This is a genomic window from Microbulbifer hydrolyticus, from assembly GCF_009931115.1.
GTDB classification, from domain to species: domain Bacteria; phylum Pseudomonadota; class Gammaproteobacteria; order Pseudomonadales; family Cellvibrionaceae; genus Microbulbifer; species Microbulbifer hydrolyticus.
On the sequence record NZ_CP047491.1, the window covers coordinates 1,489,608 to 1,512,581 of the forward strand.

The following is a 22,974-nucleotide window of genomic DNA, read 5'->3' on the forward strand; positions in this document are numbered from 1 at the left end:
TGTGCCACTCATTTCGGGGCTGAAATTGCCGACGGCGCTTGTTTGTTCGGCTCTGCGGTCTGGTCGGGATTGCGGGTGTGGTTATGCAAGTATAGGCCGGTGCGCATTGCGGATGGCCTGCAGGCTCGCACCGGCTACCGGTGTCCTCAAATAACCAGTTCGGGGCCCGTGACTACTGGGTTTGGGCCTGTCCTGGGGGTAGACTTCCCATGGCTGAAAATCCGACCAGACCGGGTCGCCTTTGCAGCCGAAAATTTGCGTGCTGCGGCACCACCACCGAACAACCATCACCGATTGACGAGGTCTGCCTTGGCGGAACTGGGAGAAGTTTTCACTCTGGTATCCAGCCAGACCTCGAGCCTGACACTGGCGCTGTTGCTGCTGGTGTGTGTGGTGAGTGCGTTTATCTCTGCGGTAACCGGAGGTGCCGGGGGCATCCTGATGTTTGCCGCCCTCAACGTGGTGATTCCCCTGCGCATGCTGGTGCCCATCCACGGCGCGGTACAGCTGCTCAACAACCTCGCCCGTATCGCCTATGTGCGCGAGCATATCCGCTGGGACCAGTGCATCCCGTTTTTCATCGGCTGCACCCTCGGTTCGGCCGCCATGACACTGGGCCTCGCCAACCTCGAGTGGCAGCAGTTGCCGCTGATACTTCTTGCCGGGCTGATTTTCTACACCGTATTCAAGCCGAAAAGGCTGCCGGAAATCCGCCTGAAGCCGCGCAATTTTTTCTGGGTGGGCATCGCCACTGGAACCCTCGGTATCATTGCCGGCGCGGTCGATCCACTGCTGGCCGCATTTTTCGTACGCAAGGATATGAGCCCGAAGGAAATCGTGGCGAACAAATCCGTGATGCAGGCCTGGTGCCATGCGCTGAAAGTGCCTGCATTCATCTACCTTGGCTTTGCCTTTTCCGATCACCTGGGGCTGATTCTGCTGCTCACTGTAGCGGCCGTCATCGGCACCCGCATCGGAATCGCATTGCTGAATCGCATCGACAGCGAACTGTTTTTCAACCTGATGCGTGCCGCACTGCTGGTGGCCGGAGCCCGCATCGTTTACCAGTTGTTCGCAGCATAAGCCAGTTGCTGGCACAAAGAAGCAGGTACTCCCAATGGCCGATTATCAGATCATCAATCCGTACAACGGCGAACAGATCGAAGCCTATGACTTCCACACCCGCGAGCAAGTGGCCGAGGCCATAGACCTGCTGGTGCAGGGCCGCGGCGTCCAGCAGGCCACGCCGGCGTTCGAACGCTCCAATATCCTGCTCAAGCTCGCCCAGCTGATGCTGGAGCGCAAAGAGGATCTGGCCCGCCTGATCACCGAAGAAACCGGCAAAACCATCAGCGACAGCCGGGTGGAAATCGACCGCGCTTATAACACCGCACTGGCCAGCGCCATGGAAGCGCGTAACATCAATGGCGAAGCGCTGGACTCCGACGCCTTCCCGCCGATGCGTGAAAAAATTGGTGTTGTACTGTGGAAACCCCTGGGCACCGTTCTGTGTATCACCCCGTTCAACTTCCCGATCAATATCGCGGTACACAAAATCGGCCCCGCCTTCGCCGCTGGCAACACCATCCTGTTCAAGCCCGGCCCACAGAACAAGCGCTCCGCCGAGCTGCTGGTAGAACTCTGCTACGCCGCCGGTATGGACAAGTCCGTACTGCAAATGCTGGTTCCGGATATCGAAGCCACCAGCTACGCCGTCAGCCATCCGCAGATCCAGGCGGTCAACTTCACCGGCGGCACCGCTGCGGCCAACGCCATCGCCGCGAACGCCGGCTACAAGAAAATGCTGTTTGAGCTGGGCGGCAACGACCCGCTTATCGTCATGCCCGATGCCGATCTCGACGCCGCCGTCACCGCCACCATCAACCAGCGCTTCGCCACCGCCGGCCAGCGCTGCACCGCGGCCAAACGCCTGTTCGTCCACAGCGACGTCTTCGACGCTTTTGCGGAAAAACTGGTAGCCGCCACCGCAAAATTGAAAGTCGGTGACCCGGCGGAAGACGACACCTTCGTCGGCCCGTTGATCCACACCGCCGCCGCCGACGAAGTGGAAGCGCGCATCGAATCCGCGGTAAAGGCGGGCGCCCGCGTCCTGTTCGGCCACCAGCGCCAGGGCAATATTCTGTGGCCTACTATCCTCGACAATGTGGCCGACGATGCCGAGCTGGTTGCCGAAGAAACCTTCGGCCCGGTGGTACCGTTGCGCAAGTTCGATGACGAGGGCGAACTGGTGTCCCTGATCAACAGCTCCCCGTTTGGTTTGCAGGCAGGCGTATTTACCCAGAACCTTGCGCTGGCCAAGCGTCTGTACAACCAGCTGGACGTGGGCCTGCTTGCGGTCAACGACGGCCCCGGCTTCCGCGCCGAGCATTTTCCGTTTGGTGGTGTGAAGGAGAGTGGCGTGGGCAGAGAAGGGGTCAGCTACGCGATTCGTGAAATGAGTTACCAGAAAACGCTGGTGATCTAAATTTACTGTTTCGAAGTCGAGTGTATTGAATCGAAGGAGTCGACGCCGGGTATTGGTTCGCAAGACCTTCCGCGAGAGGGACCTCGCGGAAGAGCCCCCATGGATGGGTTCACGGCGTGTCTTGCGAACCAATACCCGGTGGCGGCACCGCCACTTAACCAGCTTTAAAGCTCAGACCATAAGACCAGCAAAGCGCCACAATTCCCAACCTGCGCCTCCGCTCCTGTTCAAATTAAATTCCTTCCCCTATACTCGCCGCCACTTGTCGGAGTGCCTTCGGGCTGAGATCGCAGTAGCGAGATCCGTTGAACCTGATCGGGGTAACCCCCGCGTAGGAAACAAGATCTGAATTCGCTTTAATTTTGAGCAGTATGCACGCCCGTGTCGCGGTGCTGCCCGCTCAGAACCTGCCTTCCATAGCCGCTCATTCCCGTAGTTGTACCCCGCAAGTCATCCGAAAAATCAAGGATCACAACGCAAGGGGTCAGCATGTCTCAGGTCGCCGAGCCGCAGAATAAAGCCGATAAGCAAAGCCGCGCACAGCAGCAGGAAAGTGCCAAAGAATTTCTGGATAACCTTACCGCCCAGCAATTCCCCAACTCCCGTAAAGTCTACCTGGAAGGGGAAAACACTGGCGTCAAAGTCGGCGTACGCGAAATCTGCCTCGGCCAGAGCCTTGTCGGCGGCGACGAGCAAAACCCCGTATTTGAGCCCAACGAGCCCCTGCAGGTCTACGACACCGCCGGCCCATACTCAGACCCCGACTACACACCCAACGTCCGCGACGGCCTGCCCAAACTGCGCCAGTCGTGGATCGAAGCCCGCAACGACACCGAAGTCCTCGACACCCGCCAGGCCACCTACAGCCAGAAACGCATGGCCGACCAGGGCCTCGACCATATTCGTTTTGAAAACCTGCCGTATCCGCGCAAGGCCAAAGCCGGAAAAAACGTCACCCAGATGCACTACGCCCGCCAAGGCATCATCACCCCGGAAATGGAATTTATCGCCATCCGCGAAAATATGGGGCGCGCGGAACTTGCCGGGCAACTGAGCGATGCCGACCTTCAATCTCAATACCAGAAAGCCCGCGACGGCATCTACATTCCGCCGCAAATTACCCCAGAATTCGTGCGCCGCGAAGTCGCGGAAGGCCGCGCGATTATTCCGGCCAACATCAACCACACAGAGCTGGAGCCGATGATCATCGGCCGCAACTTCCTGTGTAAAGTGAACGCCAACATCGGCAACTCCGCGATTACCTCCTCCATCGAGGAAGAAGTGGAAAAGCTCGTGTGGTCCATCAAGTGGGGTGGCGACACCGTCATGGACCTCTCCACCGGCCAGAACATTCACGAAACCCGCGAGTGGATCCTGCGCAACGCACCGGTACCCATCGGTACGGTACCCATCTACCAGGCGCTGGAAAAAGTGAATGGCATCGCCGAAGACCTCAACTGGGAAGTCTTCCGCGATACCCTGATCGAACAGGCCGAGCAGGGCGTCGACTACTTCACCATCCACGCCGGCGTGCTGCTGCGCTACGTACCGCTCACTGCCAAACGCGTCACCGGCATCGTGTCCCGCGGCGGTTCCATCATGGCCAAATGGTGCCTCGCGCACCACAAGGAAAACTTCCTCTACACCCACTTCGAAGACATCTGTGAAATCCTCAAAGCCTACGATGTCAGCTTCTCACTGGGCGACGGCCTGCGTCCCGGCTGTATCGCCGATGCCAACGACGAAGCCCAGTTCGGCGAACTGCGCACCCTTGGCGAACTCACCGAAATTGCCTGGAAGCACGATGTCCAGACCATGATCGAAGGCCCCGGCCATGTGCCCATGCACAAGATCAGGGAAAACATGGACGAACAGCTGGAGCACTGCCACGGAGCCCCGTTCTACACCCTCGGCCCATTGACCACTGACATCGCCCCCGGTTACGACCACATCACCTCCGGTATCGGTGCCGCCATGATCGGCAGCATGGGCTGTGCCATGTTGTGCTATGTCACACCCAAAGAGCATCTCGGCCTGCCCAACAAAGAGGACGTCAAAGAAGGCCTTATGGCCTACAAAATCGCTGCCCACGCCGCCGACCTCGCCAAGGGGCACCCGCGTGCCTACAAACGCGACGATGCTCTATCCAAGGCCCGTTTCGAATTCCGCTGGGAAGACCAGTTCAACCTCGGCCTCGACCCCGAACGCGCGCGTATTTATCACGACGAAACCCTGCCGAAAGAATCCGGCAAGGTCGCCCACTTCTGCTCCATGTGCGGGCCGAAATTCTGCTCGATGAAAATCACACAAGACGTGCGTGAGTACGCGGCGAAACAGGAAGCGGAGCAGGGAATGGAAGAGATGGCGATCAAGTTCAAGGATATGGGGGCAGAGCTTTACCACAAGGGATAAAACCGAGTCGACAGAAAGCACTAACCTTGATGCGAAGGCAGCGATGCGGGTAAGCCTTTGCCAGACCTTCTAAAACAGGGATGTTTTAGAAGAGCCCCCAGGGATGGGTTCACGGCGTGTCTGGCAAAGGCTTACCCGTAGCGCTGCCGCCCATTAACTTGCCGAGTACGGGCCACGGGAATCACAATTGGCACAAGCACAACTTAATATAGCGATAGCTGGAGCAGGCCTGATGGGCCGTTTACTGGCATGGCGTTTATCCGAAAAAGGCCTTCGTATAACCCTGTTCGAATCCGGCAGTCTCGAACAGCCGACGGGTGCCTGCCACACCGCCGCCGGTATGATTTCCCCGCTATCCGAATTGTTCCACTGCCCGCTGCGCATCTACCAACTGGGTATGCAAAGCCTGCAGTTTTGGCCTCAGTGGGTTCAGCAGCTGGAGTTGGCCACCGGCACAACCGTCGACTACCGCCAGTCCGGCAGCATCCTCATCGCCCACCCACAAGACCGCAGCGAACTCCTGCAATTCCAGCAGGAACTCATCGCAAAACTGGGTCATGAAAACCAGAGCCAATTGCAATGGCTGGACAATATCGCCCTGCATAAACTTGAACCGGAACTCGACCGCTTCGACCAGGGCTTGTACCTTGCCAGCGAAGCCGATATCGACAACAGAAAACTGCTCCCCGCCTTGCGCAAGGCACTGCAACAGAACCGCGTACAGCTCCGCGAAAATACCTCCGCCGAATGCCACCCGGGAACAGTCGAGACCGCCAATGGCTGTGAAGCATTCGATATCGTACTCGATACCCGCGGCCTCGGCGCCAGCAGTGCGGTGCCGGGGCTGCGTGGTGTGCGCGGTGAAGTCATGGTGGTGGAAACCCCGGAAGTGCAACTCAATCGTCCCGTGCGCCTGCTGCACCCCCGGTATCAACTCTACGCCGTACCCAGAGCGGACAATCACACCGTTATCGGCGCGACCGAAATCGAAAGCGAAGACCTTTCGCCGATTTCCCTGCGCTCCACCATGGAACTGTCCAGCGCACTGTATTCGATTCATCCGGCCTTCGCCGAGGCGCGGGTGATCGAAACCCGGGTCAACTGCCGCCCGGCCACCATGGACAACCTGCCCATTGTGGATAGCACGCCCGGACTCATTCGCGTGAACGGACTTTTCCGCCACGGCTACCTGCTGGCGCCCGCGCTGGTGACACAGGCCGAAGCGGCAATCACGAAACAGATACAGAATTCTCTGATAGGAGAGGTGACCTGATGCAACTACTGGTCAATGGTGAAAACGTCACCGTCAACGAATGCGACACTGTCGCCACACTACTGCAACATCTCGGCTACCGCGGTGAAACCTTTGCTGTTGCCCGCAATGGCGATTTCGTGCCCCGGGCAGATTATGCCGATACGCGGCTCAACCATGGCGACAGCCTGGATATCGTCGCACCGGTGGTAGGAGGCTGAGCATGGTCGATACATTGAAACTCTATGGCAATGCGTTCGGCAGCCGTCTTCTGGTGGGCACTGCACTCTACCCGTCGCCGGCGATCATGCGTGAATCCGTCGCCGCCTCCGGAGCGGAAATCATCACCCTGTCGCTGCGTCGCCAGAACCCCGAGCAACAGCAGGGGAGAATGCTGTGGGACTATATCCGGGAGTCCGGCTGCCAGTTATTACCGAATACCGCAGGCTGCAAAACCCCGAAGGAAGTTATTGCACTGGCGGAAATGAGCCGGGAAATTTTTGGCACCGACTGGCTCAAGCTCGAAGTAATCGGCGACGACTACAACCTGCAGCCGGATCCGTTCGGGCTGATTGAGGCAGCGCGGGAGCTGGTAAAGCGTGGCTTCAAGGTATTGCCATACTGCACCGACGACCTGGTGGTATGCCGCAAACTGCTGGACGTTGGCTGTGAGGTACTGATGCCCTGGGGCTCGCCCATCGGCACGGGTCGCGGCCTGATGAACAAATACAACCTGCAGACCCTGCGCGAACGGTTGCCGGATACACCATTGATTATTGATGCCGGTATCGGCGCGCCGTCGCAGGCTGGGGAGGCCATGGAAATGGGGTTCGATGCGGTGCTGTTGAACACCGCCATCGCCCGGGCACAGAACCCGGTGCTGATGGCCCAGGCTTTCCGGCTCGCCATCGAAGCGGGCCGCGTCGCGCGTAATGCCGGACTCATGCTGCAACGCCAGACCGCGAGCCCCAGTACACCCACGCTGGACATGCCGTTCTGGCAGCAGTCCATCAATGTCGGGGAAGAAGCATGAGCAGCATCGCCCCCCCGCGCCCAATTGTCTGGACCATTGCCGGCAGCGATTCCGGTGGCGGCGCGGGCATTCAGGCAGACCTGCTCACCCTGCACGACTTCGACGTTCACGGTTGCAGCGTCATCACCGCCAACACCGCACAGAACACCCTTGGGGTGCCGGCGATCAATGCGGTATCCGACGCGGTGTTGCAGTCCCAGCTGGACGCATTGATCGCGGACCTGAAACCGGCGGCAATCAAGATCGGCCTGCTGGCAAATGCCGGCCAGGTAAAACTGGTTGCAAAGTTTCTGCGCGGGGTGCGCGCGCAGGGTGACGCGATTCCCGTGGTCTACGACCCGGTAGCGGTGGCCACCAGCGGCGCCCACCTGACCGAAGACAGCACCGGCGCTGCCGTGCTGAATGAACTATTGCCTCTGTGTGACCTGATTACCCCCAATGGCCAGGAGCTGGCGTGGCTGGCGCAGACCGATGCGGATACCGCGGAAGCGATTCTCGCCGCCGCACGCAAGGTGCGCGGCGATTTGCCATCCGCACTGCTGGTCACCGGCGGTCACTTTGAAATCGAGCCCAGCATCACCGCGGACCTGTTGTGCAGGGGGCACGACGATACGCTGGCCGAAGACTGGCTGATAGGGGAAAAAATTGAAACCGAAAACACCCACGGCACCGGTTGTACCCTGTCGTCGGCGATCGCAGCGCTATTGGCAAAGGGCTATCCGTTAAAAGACGCGTGTGTGGTGGCCAATGCCTATGTGCGTCATGGGCTGCGCACGGGGATCAGTGATCATATCGGCGCTGGCCCGGGGCCCGTCGGCCACTGTGGCTGGCCGGGTCAGTTGCGGGATTTCCCTCAGATACTGGTCAAGGGGAGTGAGCGGGCGAAGTGCTATGGTTGTTATTCGCCGCAGCAAGCGGCGAATTTTGCCGCTGAGTTTACGCACCCGGACAGCAATCGCCTTGGGCTCTACCCGGTAGTGGATTCGGTGGAATGGATCGAGAAGCTCGCGCGGGCCGGTGTGCGCACGCTGCAGTTGCGTATCAAACACCCCGGTGAGGATCTTCACCAGCAGATCGAGCGGGCCGTTGCCATTGGGCGGGACTATGACCTGCGCCTGTTTATCAACGATCACTGGGCGCTGGCGATCGAGTGTGGTGCTTACGGCGTACACCTGGGGCAAGAGGACCTGCAAAGCGCGGACCTGAAAGCCATCCAGGCCGCAGGGCTGAAGCTCGGCATCAGTACTCATGGCTTTTTCGAGCTGTTATACGCGCACCAGTTCAGGCCGAGCTATCTCGCCATCGGTGCCATCTATGCCACCAGCACCAAGGATATGAGCGGCCAGCTGCAGGGGCCGGAGAAACTCGCGAGGATGGTGGCGTTGCTGCCGGATTATGCACTGGTGGCCATCGGCGGTATCAATAGTGAACGCGCGCCGGCGGTAGTGGCGAGCGGGGTAGGCAGTATCGCGGTGGTGACCGCGATCACCGAGGCACCGGATTACCGCCAGTCTGTGGCACAATTAACGACCCTGTTGGACGCGCAATAATCGGAGTGCCGCCATGTTGAGTCGCAAGCAGCTGCAGCGCTACAGCCGTCAGATCATGCTGCCACAGATCGGAGAAACCGGTCAGGAGAGGCTTGGGGCGGCGAAGGTCATGATTGTGGGGCTGGGCGGCCTGGGTAGCCCGGCAGCGCTGTATCTGGCCGCTGCCGGGGTCGGTGAGCTGCATCTGGTGGATGGTGACCATGTCGAAATTTCAAATCTGCAGCGACAGGTTCTGTTCAAGACCAACCACCGCGGTAAGGACAAGGCGCAGGTCGCCGCCCAGCAACTGACCGCGGCCAACCCGGAAATTCGGGTGCAGGCCCACTGCCGCATGGCGGATGCGGCATGGCTGGCGGGGTTCCTGAAAGAAGGGAACTTTGACCTGGTCCTCGACTGCACCGATAACCTGGATATCCGCCATGTCATCAATCGTGTGTGTCGGGACGCGAAGGTCCCGGTCATCATGGCATCGGTGCGCGGCTTTTCCGGACAACTGGTGAGCTTTGATTTCCGCAGCGCAGGCAGCCCCTGTTACGCCTGTCTGTTTCCTCCCCAGGATCGCGATAATGACCTGCCGGAAGCCGAGAACTGTTCCACGGTCGGCGTCATTGGCCCGGCACTCGGGATTATGGGGAGTGCCCAGGCTCTGGAGGCGATCAAATTATTGGCCGGGCTGACACTGTCCAGCCTGAACCGGCTGCAGCTGTTTGAAGCCGGGACACTTGAGTGGCGAACACTGGCGCTGCCCGTAAGCAAGACTTGCCCTGTGTGCGTATAACCAGTAAAACTGGTGCAACGATAAATCAACGCAGGGAAGTCTCTTGTCACCTTACAATCCGCCGTATAAAAAGTTTTCCGGTTTTTTTGCAGTGACCCTATTTACCTTCACGCTCCTTGGTTGTTCGGAAAGCGATCCGCGATCCGCCGCTGAGCCACAGCCCGCGGCACACGATGACGCGATCGAGGAAGTGGAAACCCAGCCGGTCACCGAGCTTGACCAGGTGCATATTTCCGAACAGTTACTGGATACCTATCGCACGACTTGTGGCAATTGCCACGAGCGCGGCGTCGTAGGTGCACCCAAAACCGGTGATGTCGCCGCATGGGCGCCTCGTATGGCGCGGGGAATGGACACTCTGGTGGTGCATGTGCGGGAGGGGTATAAGACAATGCCTCCGGCCGGGCTTTGTTACAGCTGCTCCGATGAAGATTTCGCCGAGCTTATCGGTTATATGGCGACACCGAAGTAATCGCTAGCAGTAGTCACACTTTAATACACCCATCAAACCACAAGCCGGCCTCCAGGGCCGGCCTGCTCCCTGTATTTCACTCAGCGGGTATTTCGCTTAGCGGGATGCGATTTCGACGGCGTTCAGCAATTCTGCATACTGGCCGGTAACTACATTCATATTGCGCAGCATGATATCGGTGGTGCCGGTAACCACATGAATCTGGCGTGCTTCTGACATATGCATTTCCCCATCAAAACCACGGCTCGCATAATTCAGGTGCCCCTGGGTTTTCCTGAGATTACGCGTGATTTCCGGGGTGTTCAGCGGGCTTTGCAGCAGGAATGCCAGCATCTGTTCGAACTCCGCCAGATCTTCGTACAGAAGTTTTGTTCCTTCACTGCCTGCGACGCCCCAGAACTGCGCGACATAGTTTTTGGCGATCCGTTGTGACAGCATGCGCTGACGACCCGAGACATTTACCAGTTCTGCGCTGCTGTGATTGGCCAGTGCCTGCAAGCGCATGACGTAAGTATGTGCTGCGGGTAGCAAGGTATTACTGTGCTTGAAAAGCTCCGCCGCGTTGAACTTATTGACAGGTTGCCGTGCTATTGCGGCGAAAGCCTGCCATTCGTTCTGCACCCGTTTGAGCGTACTACGTACCGGTGCTGCCGGTTCAAAGGCCAACAGCTGTCCCAGGTTGCGCTCGAATTCGGCCATCGAACGCTGGAACACCTGCTGGTGTTTTTCGCTCTGCGGTTGTATGCCACGCAGGATATACGCCTGGGTAATCCGCTGTGAGAGCATGCGTTGTCGGCCGGCCATATTGATGGCGTCGCCCATATTGAAACCGGTATGGGTTGGCGTTGCTTCCGCAGCGATTACGCTACTGTTTAATGGAAATAGCCCAAACAGCAGTATCAGGGCAAAAGCGTATTTCATCTTTACCTTCCTGAGTCTGAAAATGAGGGAGGGGAAAAAGGCCCGGCCTTGCGGCCGGGGAAGGCTCAACGAGTGGGTTGGGTTACTTCTGCTTATCCTGTGAGCAGGATCAGAATTGGGCCGCCGCTGTCAGCCACAGCTTGTTGGTATCTACGCTGAAGTCGTCCGCGCTGTAGCTGCTGTACTTCATGCTGAGGTTGACGCCGGCCAGCTTGCCCGCCACCAGGAAGCCCGCTTCACTACCCAGCTTATCCATACCGGATACGCTGCTGTCGTCGGAGCTCAGCTGGTGGTAGTTCAACGCAAGCTTGACGCCACCGAGGCTGGTGCCGGCTGTGAGATAGACATCTTCGATACCGCCGGCAATATTGCCGGTGCCGCCGCCGAGGAACTTGTCGCTCCAGCCCTGGAATTTGTGCAGGGTGGCAAGTGGCGTGATGAACTGACCATCCGCACCGTCGGCGCCCAGCAGTTCATAGCCGGCGGCGAGAGTGATTGTGCCAAGCTTATAGCTGCCCTCTGCCAGCACATAGTCGGCGTCATAGTTCGCCGGGTTATTGGCTGCGGCGGATTGGGTGGCGTATTCCAGTGCATAGCTCAGGTCGGACTTGCTGCCGGCAAAGCGCACACCATAGGTATCGGTGGAGAAGGCAGCCGCATCTTCGTTGTCGATCAGGTAGGCGTAGCCAATCAGCGCGCCGGCGGAAAGTCCCGTGTATTTCGCGTTTAGCAGGTAGGTGTCATTGGTGTGGTCACCCACAGGGCTGTCTTCGCCAAAGATACGGTTCACGTTGCGGATACGAGCGAGGAACAGGGTGGTGTCTTCGAGGCTGGTATTACTGGCACTGAAGCCGTCGTAGGTCTGTTCGTTCTGACGGAAACCGACGCCGCCGACGAAGCGCTGGTTGTCCAGCAGGATACGCTGGCGCCCATATTTGAACGTGGTCGCGCCGGTAGTGTATGCGAGGTAAGCCTGATTGACCTCGGTACCTTCGGGGTCACCCACGCCGCCTTCAAACTCGGTAATGTGGGTGACATCGTCCATCTCGATCAGGGTGCTGAAGCCCTCGTAAGCGGCGGACGCAAAGGTGAGGCGGGTTTTCACACTGGTGAGATCTACATCGTTGCCGTCGACATCGACCATCTCGGTGCGCGCCCGAAAGCTGAGGGTCGCTTCACCCTGTGCCAGTGCGTCCCCAACGCTGGTGACCGCGGGCGCTTCGGTTTCCGTCATTTCCTGCGCGAGCGCGGGGGCGGTGGCCGAGGCTGCACCGAGTGCGCCGATGGCGAGAGCCAGCGTCCGGCGTTGCAGGACAGTCTGGAAAGTTGTGGTCAGAAGCTTTTGGTTTTTCATGTTGTTTTCCTTGTATAGGAGATTCAGTTAATTCCTTCAGGCCGTCGCGTATGGAATCTGGCGCAGGCCCCCCCGATCGGCGCTGTTGGACCGGCGCCGGCCAGGCAACTTGATGATTCAAACAAAGTCGGCTTTTGATCAGGCCGCGTTGTCTACGGTTTCGGTCTCGGATGCCGTATGCTGTGTGGCAGCCGGGCGTGCGGCTTCCGCTTTTTTGTCTTTGCGTTTGCTGGTGGGGACATCCGGTTTACTATGGCGTTCGTGCAGGAACTTCAGCACCTTGGCCCGGTACTTGTTGTATAGCTGGTCATCGGCCAATTCCAGCCGATGACGCGGACGCTCCAGGTCCACGCTGAGGATTTCACCGATGGTGGCGGCGGGGCCATTGGTCATCATCACGATGCGGTCCGACAGAAGAACGGCTTCATCCACGTCGTGCGTAATCATGATCACGGTATTGTTCAGTTCGGCCTGAATTTCCATCAGCGAATCCTGCATATGCGCGCGGGTGAGTGCATCCAGTGCACCGAACGGCTCGTCCATCAGCAGTACCTTGGGCTGCATGGCGAGCGCGCGGGCAATGCCGACACGCTGCTTCATCCCGCCGGAAATTTCTCCTGGGCGTTTATGCATGGCATGGCCCATATGCACCAGCTCAAGGTTATGCTCGATCCACTGGCGCATTTCCCCTTTGGATTTACTCTTGCCAAATACCTGCTTTACCGCGAGCTCGACATTTTCATAAGCAGTGAGCCATGGCAGCAGGGAGTGATTCTGGAAGACCACTGCGCGCTCCGGCCCCGGTTCGGTCACTTCCTTTCCGTTCAGGATGACGCCGCCACGGGTGGCCTGGTAGAGGCCTGCGACCACATTCAGCACGGTGGATTTGCCGCAGCCGGAATGGCCGATCAATGAAACGAACTCGCCTTGCTGTATCTTCAGATCCACATCCCGCAGTGCAGTAAATGGCCCCTTGGGCGTGGGGAATTCCATATCAATGTGGCTGATATCCAGAAGTACACTCATTGTCCTGATCTCCGAAAAATAGTTTCGATTCTGTGCTGATGGATTTGCCGGGTTAGTGCGCAGCCGCGTTGTCCCAGGAAACCAGCTTCTGCAGCGCCAGCATGCCGCGGTCCAGCAGGAAGCCGATAAAGCCGATCACCAGTACCGCTGTCATGATGCGGGCAAGGGAGTCGGAGCTGCCGTTCTGGAATTCATCCCAGACAAACTTTCCGAGACCGGGGTTTTGCGCCAGCATTTCCGCCGCGATCAGTACCATCCAGGCCACGCCCAGTGACAGGCGCATGCCAGTAAAAATCATTGGAACCGATGCGGGCAGTACAATTTTCTGCACGTGACGCAGGGCTGGCAGGCGCAGCACCTTGCTCACATTCACCAGGTCGTTGTCGATACTGGCAACACCAACCGCGGTATTGATCACCATCGGCCACAGGCAACACAGGGTGACGGTGATCATTGAGTTAAGGAAAGATTTCGCCACCAGCGGTTCGGGGGTTGTGTACACCGCGGACACCACCATGGTCACCAGTGGTAGCCACGCCAACGGCGATACTGGCTTGAATATCTGTACGATAGGGTTGATGGCGCTGTTCAGTGACTTACTGAGACCAACGGCAATCCCCAGTGGAATCGCAAGTGCTACTGCCAGCAGGAAGCCGCTCATGACCGTGATCAGGCTGGTAAAGATCTGGTCGATAAAGGTTTCCTTGCCGGTATAGGCCCGAACCTTGGGAACGTACGCGGGGTCTTCGGCAACACGCTTCGCATTGCGTGCTTCCTGGCGCTCGTAAAAGGCCTGTTCCTTTTCTCGTGAACGCTGGTGCTCGCTGTACAGTGCATCGAACTGTTCCATGACGGCCGATGGGCCGGGAAATTTCCCCAGCGAGGTGTCGATGTTCTGCGCGGTGACAGACCACAACAGCAAGAAGGCGAGGATACCAATCAGTGGCAACGCTACCAGCCGAAAGGCTTGCCCGACCAGGGGGCTATCCAGCTGTGGCAACTTGAAGCCAGAAAATTTTCCGGCATTGGCAGTAGTGGTATTCATCTTCCGTTACCTCCGCACTCGATATGCGTATTCTCGATGAGCATGATTTTTTATTTTCACTTCCGGCTTTTGTGTATCCGGTAGTGCCGGGCCCGGTTACCGGGCCCGGTCTCCGATTGATTGATCAGAGCTTCTGGCCCGACTTCAGACCGATAGAGAACTTCTCGATGTATTCGTTCGGCTTCTGGCCGTTGTAGACGATGCCGTCGATGAAGTGTGTCTGCGGATTGCGGAAGCCATCTTCGGTGGCGAAGTCCGGGAACTGTTCTGGCTTGGCCAGCTTTTCCGCAATCAGGGACTTGGCGGCAGCTTCATAGATATCCGGGCGATAGACCTTGGATGCCAGTTCCTTGTACCACTCGTCCGGTTTGTCTTCGGAGATCTGGCCCCAGCGGCGCATCTGGGTCAGGTACCAGATCGCATCGGAGTAGTAAGGATAAGTGGCGTTGTAGCGGAAGAAGACATTGAAGTCCGGCACTTCGCGCTTGTCGCCTTTTTCGTACTCGAAGGTTCCGGTCATGCTGTTGGCGATCACGTCGTAGTCGGCACCCACGTAGTTCGACTGGGACAGGATCTTTACGGCTTCCGGGCGGTTGGCGTTGTTGTTCTCGTCCAGCCACATGGCGGCGCGGATCAGGGCGCGGGTAATACGCACGGTGGTGTTGGGGTATTTTTCGGCGAATTCTTTGGTGATCCCGAATACTTTTTCAGGGTTGTCTTTCCAGATTTCGTAGTCAGTTACGACCGGTACACCAATATCCTTGAACACCGCTTGCTGGTTCCAGGGTTCGCCGACGCAGTAGCCATAGATGGTGCCTGCTTCGAGCGTGGCTGGCATCTGCGGGGGAGGGGTGACCGACAGCAGCGCATCGGCATCGATCTGGCCAGAAGTATCGCCTTTGTGCGGCGCGTAGTAGCCGGGGTGGATGCCGCCGGCGGCGAGCCAGTAGCGCAGTTCATAATTGTGGGTAGAAACCGGGAAGACCATGCCCATGTTGAATGGCTTGCCGTCCGCCTTGTATTTTTCTACCACCGGCTTGAGCGCATCGGCTTTGATCGGGTGTACCGGTCGGCCGTCGTCCATTTTTGGAATGTTGGGCTTCATCTGTTCCCAGATGGTGTTGGAAACAGTAATACCGTTACCGTTCAGGTCCATGGAAAACGGCGTGATGATATCGGCTTTGGTTCCGAAGCCCATGGTTGCGGCAATGGGCTGACCCGCCAGCATATGCGCACCGTCGAGGCGGCCATCAATCACACCGTCGAGTAGTACTTTCCAGTTGGCCTGGGCTTCGATAGTGACGTAGAGGCCCTCATCTTCAAAAAATCCTTTTTCGTAGGCGACGGCAATTGGAGCCATATCCGTTAGTTTGATAAACCCGAAGGTCAGCTCTTCCTTTTCCGGATAACCGAGTTCTTCGGCGCTGGCAGAAACGGCGCCGGAGGAAAATCCGACAGCCAAGGCCAGCGATGCGGCTATTTTCTTGAAGGGCTTTTTCCATGACATGGTAATTTTGCTCCTGGTCTCTCTAAGTTTCAGATCGTTGAATGCGAAAAATCTTTGCCAAAAAAAAGCGCTCACCGTTTTCCTGCCTATACGGACAGGAACGGTGAGCGCCTCTGCTCAAGGGCAATCGCCAGGCGATGCCAGTCTGATTGTTATCCGGGCGACAGGTTGCCCGGCTAGTCAACGGAATTGGTCAACGTAAATTAGTGACGGAAGTTCAGCGCCTCTGTGGCAGCCTGTTCCGGTGCGGATTTGCAGTCCGCGTTTAATGGGGGCATTGCAGGCACTGTGCCAACTTTTTCCGGCGCAATGGAGCGTGGCGCGTTGAACCGAGCGGGGTGGGCGTAGGGATGCCAGAGCAGGTGATAGCCCTGGAAAAGTGCAAGCCCTTGAAATATCTAAATATTTTTTAGATTGATGGCAGAGTTTCCGCTTCTTGATTTTCGCATTGAAGCTGCCGGTAAAGACATGGGATCTATGTTTAATTGCGTGCCAGGCTATGTTTTTACACTGGAGCTCGTAACGGTTTTTCCGGTTTCACGGGTATCTAATCGGGTGCAGGGGAGGCCGGAGTGGAAAAATTCTGGTGCACGCACCAAATGGGAAGGTGCGCTTTCGGTGCGGGAAATGGAGCCGATTTGGTGCGTGCGCGTCAAAAGCGCGCATCGCCAGGAAATAAAAAAGGCCGGGCGGTGGCAATTCACCAAGCCCGGCCTCCGGTAAAGCTCTGACGAAATCGCGATCAGAAGCTATAGTTCAGGGATGCGCCGACCAGCCAGGCTTCCAGATTGGTGGTGCCACCGTCAAAGTAGGTACCAAGCCCGGCGGTCGATGTCAGCGGTAGCGCCTGGAATTCCTGGATGGGTTCATCGTCACCCCACAGGTAGGCCAGGCCGGCATCGATACTCAGCTGGTTGTTGAACTTGAAGGTGCCGCCGAACGTTACCCACTGACGGTCCGCATCCGGAATGGAAAGGGTGCGCCAGGTCACCGGGAGCCCATCGGGGACGAAACCTACTGACTGTGACTCAAGGATCGCGTCTTCATTGAAGCCATCGCGCGCAGCACCTTCGTCGTAGGCGTAGCCTACGCGCCAGGTCACCTCGTCACAGGGGTAGTACTCCAGGCCGAGGCTGTAGCGCCAGCCACTGCTGAAGTTCTCTTCCTTGATCGGGAGTGGATTGTAATCGGGAATCAGGTTACCTCCGGCTCGCTGATTCGGGAAGAAGGCCTCCAGACGCTCGAAGTCGTCCCAGTCTGTCCACATGGCGCCGAGGGCGACGCCCCATTCGTCATGGAAACGGTGGTACAGCCCGAGTTCAAGGGTGTCAGGCAGGTCGAGCGTCAGGTTCGCGCGTTCGTTGGAGAATGTACCAATTACCTGTCCCGCATTGTCGAAGGCCCGCAGAAGGTCGGAATCCACGTCGGCTTCGATCTCGGGATCCAGTTCGGACTGGTAAGAAACACCGAAGTGGGTGCGTCCATCGACACTGCGCCACAGTGCGCCAATGCTCCAGCCGTAGTCCCAGTCGTCGCCGTCGGCGTCGAGGATTCTTGCATCGGAAACAGAAGTGCCGAGTAACTGCTCTGCCGTCGGGTCAAGGATAAAGTTACTGGGAACTTTGCTCTTGAGGGTGGCGTCCGCATACAGGAAGTTTACGGATACACCGACGCTGAACTGATCGTTGAAATCGAATGCGACGGACGGCGCAATATTGACCGATAGCAGCTCGGTTTTATCCGCGATATGAGTGACGGGCCAGCTGCCATTAAAGTCGGTTTCAAGACCGTAGTCGGTGTTGACGGCGAGGCCAAACGACCAGCAATCATTGAACGGCACCGCCAGGTAAGCGTTGGGCACCCAGGCACTGCTCGCGTAATCTTTTGCCTCGTCATAGAGCGAAGCCGCGAAAACCGGGCCATCTGGCGTAAGCAGGTAGTAGTCGGTGGTCCCGGCGGCATCAATTTCCGGGTTCACATATGTTACGCCGACAGAGAAAGCCATTTCGTTGAACAGCGCCGAGCCCGCGGGGTTGCGGGCAAGAATTGCCGCATTGTCGCCAATGGCGTTTTCAGCAGCAAATGCCCGGCCGAGGCCGGAACTACTGGATTCTTGAAGGGCAAAGCCGGCGGCCGACGCGCCGCTGGAAAAGGTACCGCCATATACGGAACAGATCGCTGCGGCCAGTGCGGCTTTGCGCAGAGTTTTGATAGTCATGAGATCCCACTCTATTGCTGAAAATTATGCCAACCGGTTAAAGCTGCCCTGATGCGTAATGACGGAATTTTCTGTTTCCGAATCACAGAGAAGCTTTTCCAGAAAGTTTTTGCTTCAAGCAAACAAATTCCTAGTAGGTTGAGTCTAGCAGTGCGATTTTTACGCACGGGGAGAAAGCGACGACTTTATAGTGGTCTCGAGCGGGAAAATCTACGAGTTGTCGTAGTTTTTTTTGGGAATGTGAAAAATTTTTTCCGTCTAATCTTTTGCGCTGACTTCTTTGCCGTCAATGGATAATTTTGTCAGGGTGATTTGGTAGCTTTTGCCATTATCTTCTTGCTGCATAAGCTTTACCAATGCGTATTTCCATTTGGGCGCAAACCAGATATTGGTGACACGCTCCGCACCTTCCTCGCGCACACGCTCTACCTTGACGGTTTCGATCAAGCCCATTGGCGTTTTGATATTTTCCTTTCCGGCTACACGAAATTCGTATTCGCGAATTCTTTTGCCGTCGGCCACCTGATACTTGAGCGGTGTTTTCCCGTTCGCGACGTCAATTGCCAGTTGTAACTGGTAACTGATTTTATCCTGGATGTTTGCGGGGGCCTTTTCGATGCTGCGGGCTTTGTCGTACACATTGACCACCCGGCTGGCGTCGTCCTCGAAACTCAGCGCCGTGTGCCGGTCCCTTCCCAGGCCGGACTTCTGGTAATCGTAATGTTGTGGAATCAGGCGTTCACCCTGCTGGGCAAAGCGGGAGTACTCTTCTATTTTCGCGAACATGGAGTGTACGGAAAAATCCAGGCGCCAGCTGCTGGGAGAGCCGCTGAGTTTGCGCTCGGCGGTTACACCAAAGCCACTGAACTTGGCTTCGTAGATGGCGGAGAAGGGGAGCAGTACCTGGGGTTTGGTGGCGGCAGCCGTTTCAGCGAAGCTGAGAGGGGAGGCGAGCGCCACAACAAGGGAAAACAGGGCGCTGCCAAATATGTTGTTGAACAGTGTGTATCGAGACAAGGTTCCACCTCCGGCCTGAAATTCTGATTCCGTGATTCAGGCCGAGAGTGTAGTCGGCCTGTCAGTCGAGACGCTTGCCACTGCGTGGCAGCAGCTCGCCATCCAGCTCGGCACGATCGCCGGCCATCTTGAGTCGCCCCTGGGCAAACCAGGTGGCAACCAGCGGGTATATTTCATGTTCCTGCACCTGCACCCGCTGTGCAAGGGTTTCCGCGGTGTCGCCGGCTTCAATGGGAACGGCCGCCTGGAGTACGGGAGGCCCCCCATCCAGCTCTTCGGTCACAAAGTGCACAGTGGCACCGTGTTCACTGTCGCCGGCGTCCAGCGCACGCTGGTGCGTGTGCAGGCCCTGGTACTTGGGCAACAGAGACGGGTGAATGTTCAACATGCGGCCGCTGTAATGGCGGACAAAGTCGGGGGTGAGGATACGCATAAAGCCGGCCAGTATGATGAGATCTGGCTGGTAGGTATCGATGAGTTTCGCCATCGCCTGGTCGAAGCTGTCGCGATCCGAGAAGTCCCGGTGGCTCAATACTTCGGTGGCAACACCCGCGTTTTGCGCGCGGGTGAGGCCGTAGGCATCGGCTTTGTTGCTGATCACGGCCGCTACGGTGTAGTCGCAGTCCTCGCGGGCGGCGGCATCCAGAAAGGCCTGCAGGTTGGTGCCGCTGCCGGAGATCAGGACGACCGCGCGGCACTTGGCGGAAGATGGCCCGGACGTAGATTGGGTGGACATGGTGCGCTTTACAGTCCCGCCAGTTCGACGGCTTCAGCGTCGTCGGTGCCGGTGGCGGCTTCGATGCTACCGACGATAAAGGCGTCCTCGCCCAGCTCGCGCAGTTTGGCCACGGCCTTGTCGGCTTCCGCCGCAGGCACACAGATCACCATGCCCACGCCGCAGTTGAAGGTGCGGTACATTTCGCGGCCTTCGATATTGCCGGCTTCCTGCAGCCAGCGGAATACCGGGGGCAGCTCCCAGCTCTTGGTGTCGATGACGGCGCGGGCGTTCTCCGGCAGTACGCGCGGCAGGTTTTCCAACAGGCCGCCACCGGTGATGTGGCTCAGGGCGTTAACCTGTACCTCTTTCATCAGTGCCAGCAGATTCTTCACATAGATACGGGTGGGCGCCATCAGGGACTCGGCCAGGGTCTTGCCTTCCAGATCTTTCTGCAGATCGGCACTGCTGATTTCCAGCACCTTGCGGATCAGTGAGTAACCGTTGGAGTGGGGGCCGGAGGACCCCAGGGCGATCAGCTTGTCGCCAGCCTGGACCTTGGAGCCGTCGATGATCTCGGACTTTTCCACCACACCGACACAGAAGCCGGCCAGATCGTAGTCGTCGCCCTCATACATACCGGGCATCTCGGCGGTTTCACCACCCACCAGCGCGGCGCCGGCCAGTTCACAGCCCTTGCCAATGCCGGCGACCACGTCGGCAGCAATGTCGACATTCAGTTTGCCGGTGGCGTAGTAATCGAGGAAGAACAGCGGCTCTGCGCCCGCAACCACCAGGTCATTCACGCACATCGCGACCAGGTCGATGCCGATGGTGTCGTGGATACCCAGGTCCATGGCCAGGCGTAGCTTGGTGCCGACACCGTCGGTGCCACTGACCAGTACCGGCTGCTTGTAGCCGCTGGGCAGCTCGCACAGGGCGCCGAAACCACCGAGGCCGCCCATGACTTCCGGGCGCGCGGTGCGCTTGGCCACATGCTTGATGCGCTCAACCAGGGCATTGCCCGCGTCGATGTCGACACCGGCATCTTTGTAGCTGAGGGAGGGGCTGGAGGAGTTCGGCTTGGAGTCGCTCATGGTTCAACCTGTTAAGGGCCTGTTTGGAAGGGCGCGTATTCTAGTGGAAAATTGACTGAATGTGCGAACTGAAGGCTGGGAGAAACAGCCGACACTGATACAATAGCCGGTAATTGACCGTCGGGGCCTGTCTTCGGCGTGTGAGCGCACCATGTCAGGGGCCCAGTGGGCCGCCAAATCCGGTGTGAAACTGCGCAGGGATGTGTGTCTGTTACATATAAAAGAGGTAAAGGGGACTCCGAGCCAATGCCATTGACCATGAACCCCCGGGTGCTGCTCTGTTTTTCGCTGCTGCTGGCGGCACTGCTTCTGGCCCTGCCGGCCTCAGCGCGGGTAATGCCGGATCTGTACGAAGTAAATGAAGCGGTACCCAGCCGCGGGACCACCGACCGCGCCGAGGCCACCAGACGCGGCCTGGAGCGAGTGTTTGTGCGCGTGACCGGCAACCAGAATGTGGGCAATGACCCCAAGCTGGCACCGGTGCTGAAGCAGGCCCAGAAGTACGTGCAGGGCTACCGCTACGACACGGAAGACAACCAGCTTTATCTGCAGCTGACCTTCGACCCCCAGGCGTTGAACGACCTGGTGCACAAGTTACAGTTACCCCTGTGGCCGAACAACCGTCCCGGCACGCTGGTGTGGATGGCGGTCGATACCCTGCAGGGGGGCCGCGATACCCTGCGCCAGGAAGATTATCCGGAGCTGTTTGGCCTGCTGGATGGCCTGGCGATGGAGCGTGGCTTGCCGCTGGACTTTCCGGTCATGGACCTCAATGACCAGCGCAACATGCCTCTGGGCGCCCTCTGGGCTCAGGATGAGAGTGCCGCGCAACGCGCCGGGGTCCGCTATCACCCGGATGCCACCCTGATGGGGCGCCTGCTGCAGACCTCCGGCCAGCGCTGGCAGGCCAACTGGCTGCTGATTCACGGTGGCCGCAGCTATGCGTTTGACGCCAGCGGCGCTTCTCTGGAAGAAGTGGCCCTGCGCGGGGTCAATGAGGCGGCGAACCGGCTGGCCGAGCGCTATGCGGTACGCAGCGATGACGCCGGTGTGGCCAGTGCCGTGCTGGTCGAAATATCCGGCATCCGCAGTTTCGCCGACTACTCCAAAGCCACCGGTTATCTGCAGGGCCTGGCCCAGGTAAGCAGTGCGGATGTCCTGTCGGTAAATGGTGATCGCCTGACGCTGGCGCTTACCACCAGTACCCAGCTGGAGTCCCTGCGGGATGTACTGGCGCTGAACCGCAATCTGCAGCTGGCGAAAGACGAGGGGCTGGTGGACCTGACCGGTTACCGGGCTCCGCTCGGCAGTGCCCAGAATCCTCTGCGATACAGCTGGCAGTAACCCGTGTCTGATCGCAGTCAATCCGACGACGTACCACAGCAGCTCTCGCTGGGGGTTTCCCTGCGTGACGACGCCACCTTCGCCAACTTTTTCCAGTCCCTCGACGATGGCAATCGCCAGGTTGTGGGACTACTGCAGGCGTTCGCCAGTGGCGACAATGCAGAGCAGGCCGTTTACCTGTGGGGGGAGCCCGGCAGTGGCGTTACCCATCTGCTGCAGGCGGTCTGCCAGGTTGCGGAAAGCGCCGGGCGCAGTTTCCAGTATCTGCCCCTGGCGGACCTGATCGAGGCGGAGCCGGAGGTGATCGTCGACGGCCTCGAATACCTGGACCTGGTGTGTATCGATGACCTCGACCTGATCGAGGGGCGCCCGCACTGGCAGACAGCCCTGTTCCACCTGTACAACCGTCTGCGCGATAGCGGCCGCCAGCTGATCCTGGGGGCGCGCAAGTCTCCCCGCGGACTGGCACTGGATCTGGCAGACCTGCATTCGCGCTTGCAGTGGGGTCTCACTTTCCAGCTTCACCCGCTGAGTGATGCGGACAAGGTGGCGGCATTGCGCCAGCGCAGCCGGCTGCGTGGCTTTGATCTGCCGGAAGATGTGGCCCAGTACATTCTGCATCGCGCGCCGCGGGATACCCGTGCACTGTTCGCATGTCTGGAGCAACTGGACCGCGCCTCGCTGCAGGCCCAGCGCAAGATCACCATTCCCTTCGTCAAACAGGTTCTCAATATCTGAGTTCTGACTC

21 protein-coding genes and 1 riboswitch are annotated in these 22,974 nt (G+C 58.4%); of the genes, 12 read left to right on the plus strand and 9 right to left on the minus strand.

Annotated features, from left to right (window positions below):
- Positions 1–309 precede the first annotated feature (309 nt).
- From GTQ55_RS06330 to GTQ55_RS06370, 9 genes are all read left to right on the plus strand, one after another.
- Positions 310–1,083 carry a sulfite exporter TauE/SafE family protein gene (locus tag GTQ55_RS06330; RefSeq protein WP_161857973.1) on the plus strand — a complete coding sequence of 258 codons (774 nt, stop codon included), beginning with the start codon at positions 310–312 and terminating at the stop codon, positions 1,081–1,083.
- A 34-nt stretch (positions 1,084–1,117) separates the two neighbouring features.
- Positions 1,118–2,485: a sulfoacetaldehyde dehydrogenase SafD gene (gene safD, locus GTQ55_RS06335; protein ID WP_161857974.1), complete on the plus strand. Its 1,368-nt coding sequence runs from the start codon at positions 1,118–1,120 to the stop codon at positions 2,483–2,485.
- Positions 2,486–2,741: 256 nt separating this feature from the next.
- Positions 2,742–2,840, plus strand: a riboswitch (TPP riboswitch).
- Positions 2,841–2,974: 134 nt separating this feature from the next.
- Complete coding sequence (gene thiC, locus GTQ55_RS06340) at positions 2,975–4,897, plus strand: phosphomethylpyrimidine synthase ThiC (RefSeq protein WP_161857975.1); 1,923 nt, start codon at positions 2,975–2,977, stop codon at positions 4,895–4,897.
- A 232-nt stretch (positions 4,898–5,129) separates the two neighbouring features.
- Positions 5,130–6,170, plus strand: coding sequence for a glycine oxidase ThiO (gene thiO / locus GTQ55_RS06345; protein WP_237567856.1), 1,041 nt, complete (start codon positions 5,130–5,132; stop codon positions 6,168–6,170).
- On the plus strand, positions 6,170–6,370 hold the full coding sequence (thiS, locus tag GTQ55_RS06350; RefSeq protein WP_161857977.1) for a sulfur carrier protein ThiS: 201 nt from the start codon (positions 6,170–6,172) through the stop codon (positions 6,368–6,370). The genes thiO and thiS overlap by 1 nt, the downstream gene beginning before the upstream one ends.
- A 2-nt stretch (positions 6,371–6,372) precedes the next feature.
- Positions 6,373–7,182, plus strand: a complete 810-nt coding sequence (locus GTQ55_RS06355) for a thiazole synthase (protein WP_161857978.1) — start codon at positions 6,373–6,375, stop codon at positions 7,180–7,182.
- Positions 7,179–8,732: a thiamine phosphate synthase gene (thiE, locus tag GTQ55_RS06360; RefSeq protein WP_161857979.1), complete on the plus strand. Its 1,554-nt coding sequence runs from the start codon at positions 7,179–7,181 to the stop codon at positions 8,730–8,732. The genes GTQ55_RS06355 and thiE overlap by 4 nt, the downstream gene beginning before the upstream one ends.
- A 13-nt stretch (positions 8,733–8,745) precedes the next feature.
- The gene (locus GTQ55_RS06365; RefSeq protein ID WP_161857980.1) at positions 8,746–9,510 is read left to right on the plus strand and encodes a HesA/MoeB/ThiF family protein; all 765 of its coding nucleotides are present in this window, start codon (positions 8,746–8,748) and stop codon (positions 9,508–9,510) included.
- A 91-nt stretch (positions 9,511–9,601) separates the two neighbouring features.
- Positions 9,602–9,982: a c-type cytochrome gene (locus GTQ55_RS06370; RefSeq protein ID WP_237567857.1), complete on the plus strand. Its 381-nt coding sequence runs from the start codon at positions 9,602–9,604 to the stop codon at positions 9,980–9,982.
- 96 nt (positions 9,983–10,078) lie between these two features.
- Here the strand turns inward: GTQ55_RS06370 and GTQ55_RS06375 are convergent, their stop codons facing one another.
- The 5 genes from GTQ55_RS06375 to GTQ55_RS06395 form a co-directional block, all read right to left on the minus strand.
- Positions 10,079–10,903, minus strand: a complete 825-nt coding sequence (locus GTQ55_RS06375; protein WP_161857981.1) for a type IV pili methyl-accepting chemotaxis transducer N-terminal domain-containing protein — start codon at positions 10,901–10,903, stop codon at positions 10,079–10,081.
- Between the two features lie 109 nt (positions 10,904–11,012).
- Complete coding sequence (locus tag GTQ55_RS06380; protein ID WP_161857982.1) at positions 11,013–12,257, minus strand: alginate export family protein; 1,245 nt, start codon at positions 12,255–12,257, stop codon at positions 11,013–11,015.
- Positions 12,258–12,395: 138 nt separating this feature from the next.
- Positions 12,396–13,283 (minus strand): ABC transporter ATP-binding protein, encoded by an 888-nt coding sequence (locus tag GTQ55_RS06385; protein WP_161857983.1) that lies wholly within the window; start codon positions 13,281–13,283, stop codon positions 12,396–12,398.
- 52 nt (positions 13,284–13,335) lie between these two features.
- Positions 13,336–14,328 carry an ABC transporter permease gene (locus GTQ55_RS06390; RefSeq protein ID WP_161857984.1) on the minus strand — a complete coding sequence of 331 codons (993 nt, stop codon included), beginning with the start codon at positions 14,326–14,328 and terminating at the stop codon, positions 13,336–13,338.
- Positions 14,329–14,452: 124 nt separating this feature from the next.
- Positions 14,453–15,835, minus strand: a complete 1,383-nt coding sequence (locus GTQ55_RS06395; RefSeq protein WP_161857985.1) for a CmpA/NrtA family ABC transporter substrate-binding protein — start codon at positions 15,833–15,835, stop codon at positions 14,453–14,455.
- 417 nt (positions 15,836–16,252) lie between these two features.
- Here GTQ55_RS06395 and GTQ55_RS06400 point away from each other — a divergent pair, with 417 nt between their 5' ends.
- Positions 16,253–16,558, plus strand: coding sequence for a hypothetical protein (locus tag GTQ55_RS06400; protein WP_161857986.1), 306 nt, complete (start codon positions 16,253–16,255; stop codon positions 16,556–16,558).
- Positions 16,559–16,577: 19 nt separating this feature from the next.
- Here the strand turns inward: GTQ55_RS06400 and GTQ55_RS06405 are convergent, their stop codons facing one another.
- The 4 genes from GTQ55_RS06405 to purM form a co-directional block, all read right to left on the minus strand.
- A complete protein-coding gene (locus tag GTQ55_RS06405) occupies positions 16,578–18,053 on the minus strand; it encodes an OmpP1/FadL family transporter (protein ID WP_161857987.1) in 1,476 nt (491 codons plus the stop codon).
- Positions 18,054–18,311: 258 nt separating this feature from the next.
- On the minus strand, positions 18,312–19,070 hold the full coding sequence (locus GTQ55_RS06410) for a DUF3108 domain-containing protein (protein WP_237567858.1): 759 nt from the start codon (positions 19,068–19,070) through the stop codon (positions 18,312–18,314).
- A 61-nt stretch (positions 19,071–19,131) separates the two neighbouring features.
- On the minus strand, positions 19,132–19,806 hold the full coding sequence (gene purN, locus GTQ55_RS06415) for a phosphoribosylglycinamide formyltransferase (protein WP_161857988.1): 675 nt from the start codon (positions 19,804–19,806) through the stop codon (positions 19,132–19,134).
- Between the two features lie 8 nt (positions 19,807–19,814).
- Complete coding sequence (gene purM, locus GTQ55_RS06420; RefSeq protein WP_161857989.1) at positions 19,815–20,882, minus strand: phosphoribosylformylglycinamidine cyclo-ligase; 1,068 nt, start codon at positions 20,880–20,882, stop codon at positions 19,815–19,817.
- Between the two features lie 246 nt (positions 20,883–21,128).
- Between purM and GTQ55_RS06425 the strand changes: the two genes are divergently transcribed.
- Positions 21,129–22,226 (plus strand): DUF2066 domain-containing protein, encoded by a 1,098-nt coding sequence (locus GTQ55_RS06425; RefSeq protein WP_237567859.1) that lies wholly within the window; start codon positions 21,129–21,131, stop codon positions 22,224–22,226.
- A 3-nt stretch (positions 22,227–22,229) separates the two neighbouring features.
- Positions 22,230–22,964, plus strand: coding sequence for a DnaA regulatory inactivator Hda (gene hda / locus GTQ55_RS06430; protein WP_161857990.1), 735 nt, complete (start codon positions 22,230–22,232; stop codon positions 22,962–22,964).
- Positions 22,965–22,974 lie beyond the last annotated feature (10 nt).

Coding starts and splice junctions, on each gene's coding strand:
- safD (WP_161857974.1), top strand. CDS start 1,118: ATGGCCGATTATCAGATCATCAATCCGTACAACGGCGAACAGATCGAA.
- thiC (WP_161857975.1), top strand. CDS start 2,975: ATGTCTCAGGTCGCCGAGCCGCAGAATAAAGCCGATAAGCAAAGCCGC.
- thiO (WP_237567856.1), top strand. CDS start 5,130: ATGGGCCGTTTACTGGCATGGCGTTTATCCGAAAAAGGCCTTCGTATA.
- thiS (WP_161857977.1), top strand. CDS start 6,170: ATGCAACTACTGGTCAATGGTGAAAACGTCACCGTCAACGAATGCGAC.
- GTQ55_RS06355 (WP_161857978.1), top strand. CDS start 6,373: ATGGTCGATACATTGAAACTCTATGGCAATGCGTTCGGCAGCCGTCTT.
- thiE (WP_161857979.1), top strand. CDS start 7,179: ATGAGCAGCATCGCCCCCCCGCGCCCAATTGTCTGGACCATTGCCGGC.
- GTQ55_RS06365 (WP_161857980.1), top strand. CDS start 8,746: ATGTTGAGTCGCAAGCAGCTGCAGCGCTACAGCCGTCAGATCATGCTG.
- GTQ55_RS06375 (WP_161857981.1), bottom strand. CDS start 10,903: ATGAAATACGCTTTTGCCCTGATACTGCTGTTTGGGCTATTTCCATTA.
- GTQ55_RS06380 (WP_161857982.1), bottom strand. CDS start 12,257: ATGAAAAACCAAAAGCTTCTGACCACAACTTTCCAGACTGTCCTGCAA.
- GTQ55_RS06385 (WP_161857983.1), bottom strand. CDS start 13,283: ATGAGTGTACTTCTGGATATCAGCCACATTGATATGGAATTCCCCACG.
- GTQ55_RS06390 (WP_161857984.1), bottom strand. CDS start 14,328: ATGAATACCACTACTGCCAATGCCGGAAAATTTTCTGGCTTCAAGTTG.
- GTQ55_RS06395 (WP_161857985.1), bottom strand. CDS start 15,835: ATGTCATGGAAAAAGCCCTTCAAGAAAATAGCCGCATCGCTGGCCTTG.
- GTQ55_RS06400 (WP_161857986.1), top strand. CDS start 16,253: ATGGCAGAGTTTCCGCTTCTTGATTTTCGCATTGAAGCTGCCGGTAAA.
- GTQ55_RS06405 (WP_161857987.1), bottom strand. CDS start 18,053: ATGACTATCAAAACTCTGCGCAAAGCCGCACTGGCCGCAGCGATCTGT.
- purN (WP_161857988.1), bottom strand. CDS start 19,806: ATGTCCACCCAATCTACGTCCGGGCCATCTTCCGCCAAGTGCCGCGCG.
- purM (WP_161857989.1), bottom strand. CDS start 20,882: ATGAGCGACTCCAAGCCGAACTCCTCCAGCCCCTCCCTCAGCTACAAA.
- GTQ55_RS06425 (WP_237567859.1), top strand. CDS start 21,129: ATGCCATTGACCATGAACCCCCGGGTGCTGCTCTGTTTTTCGCTGCTG.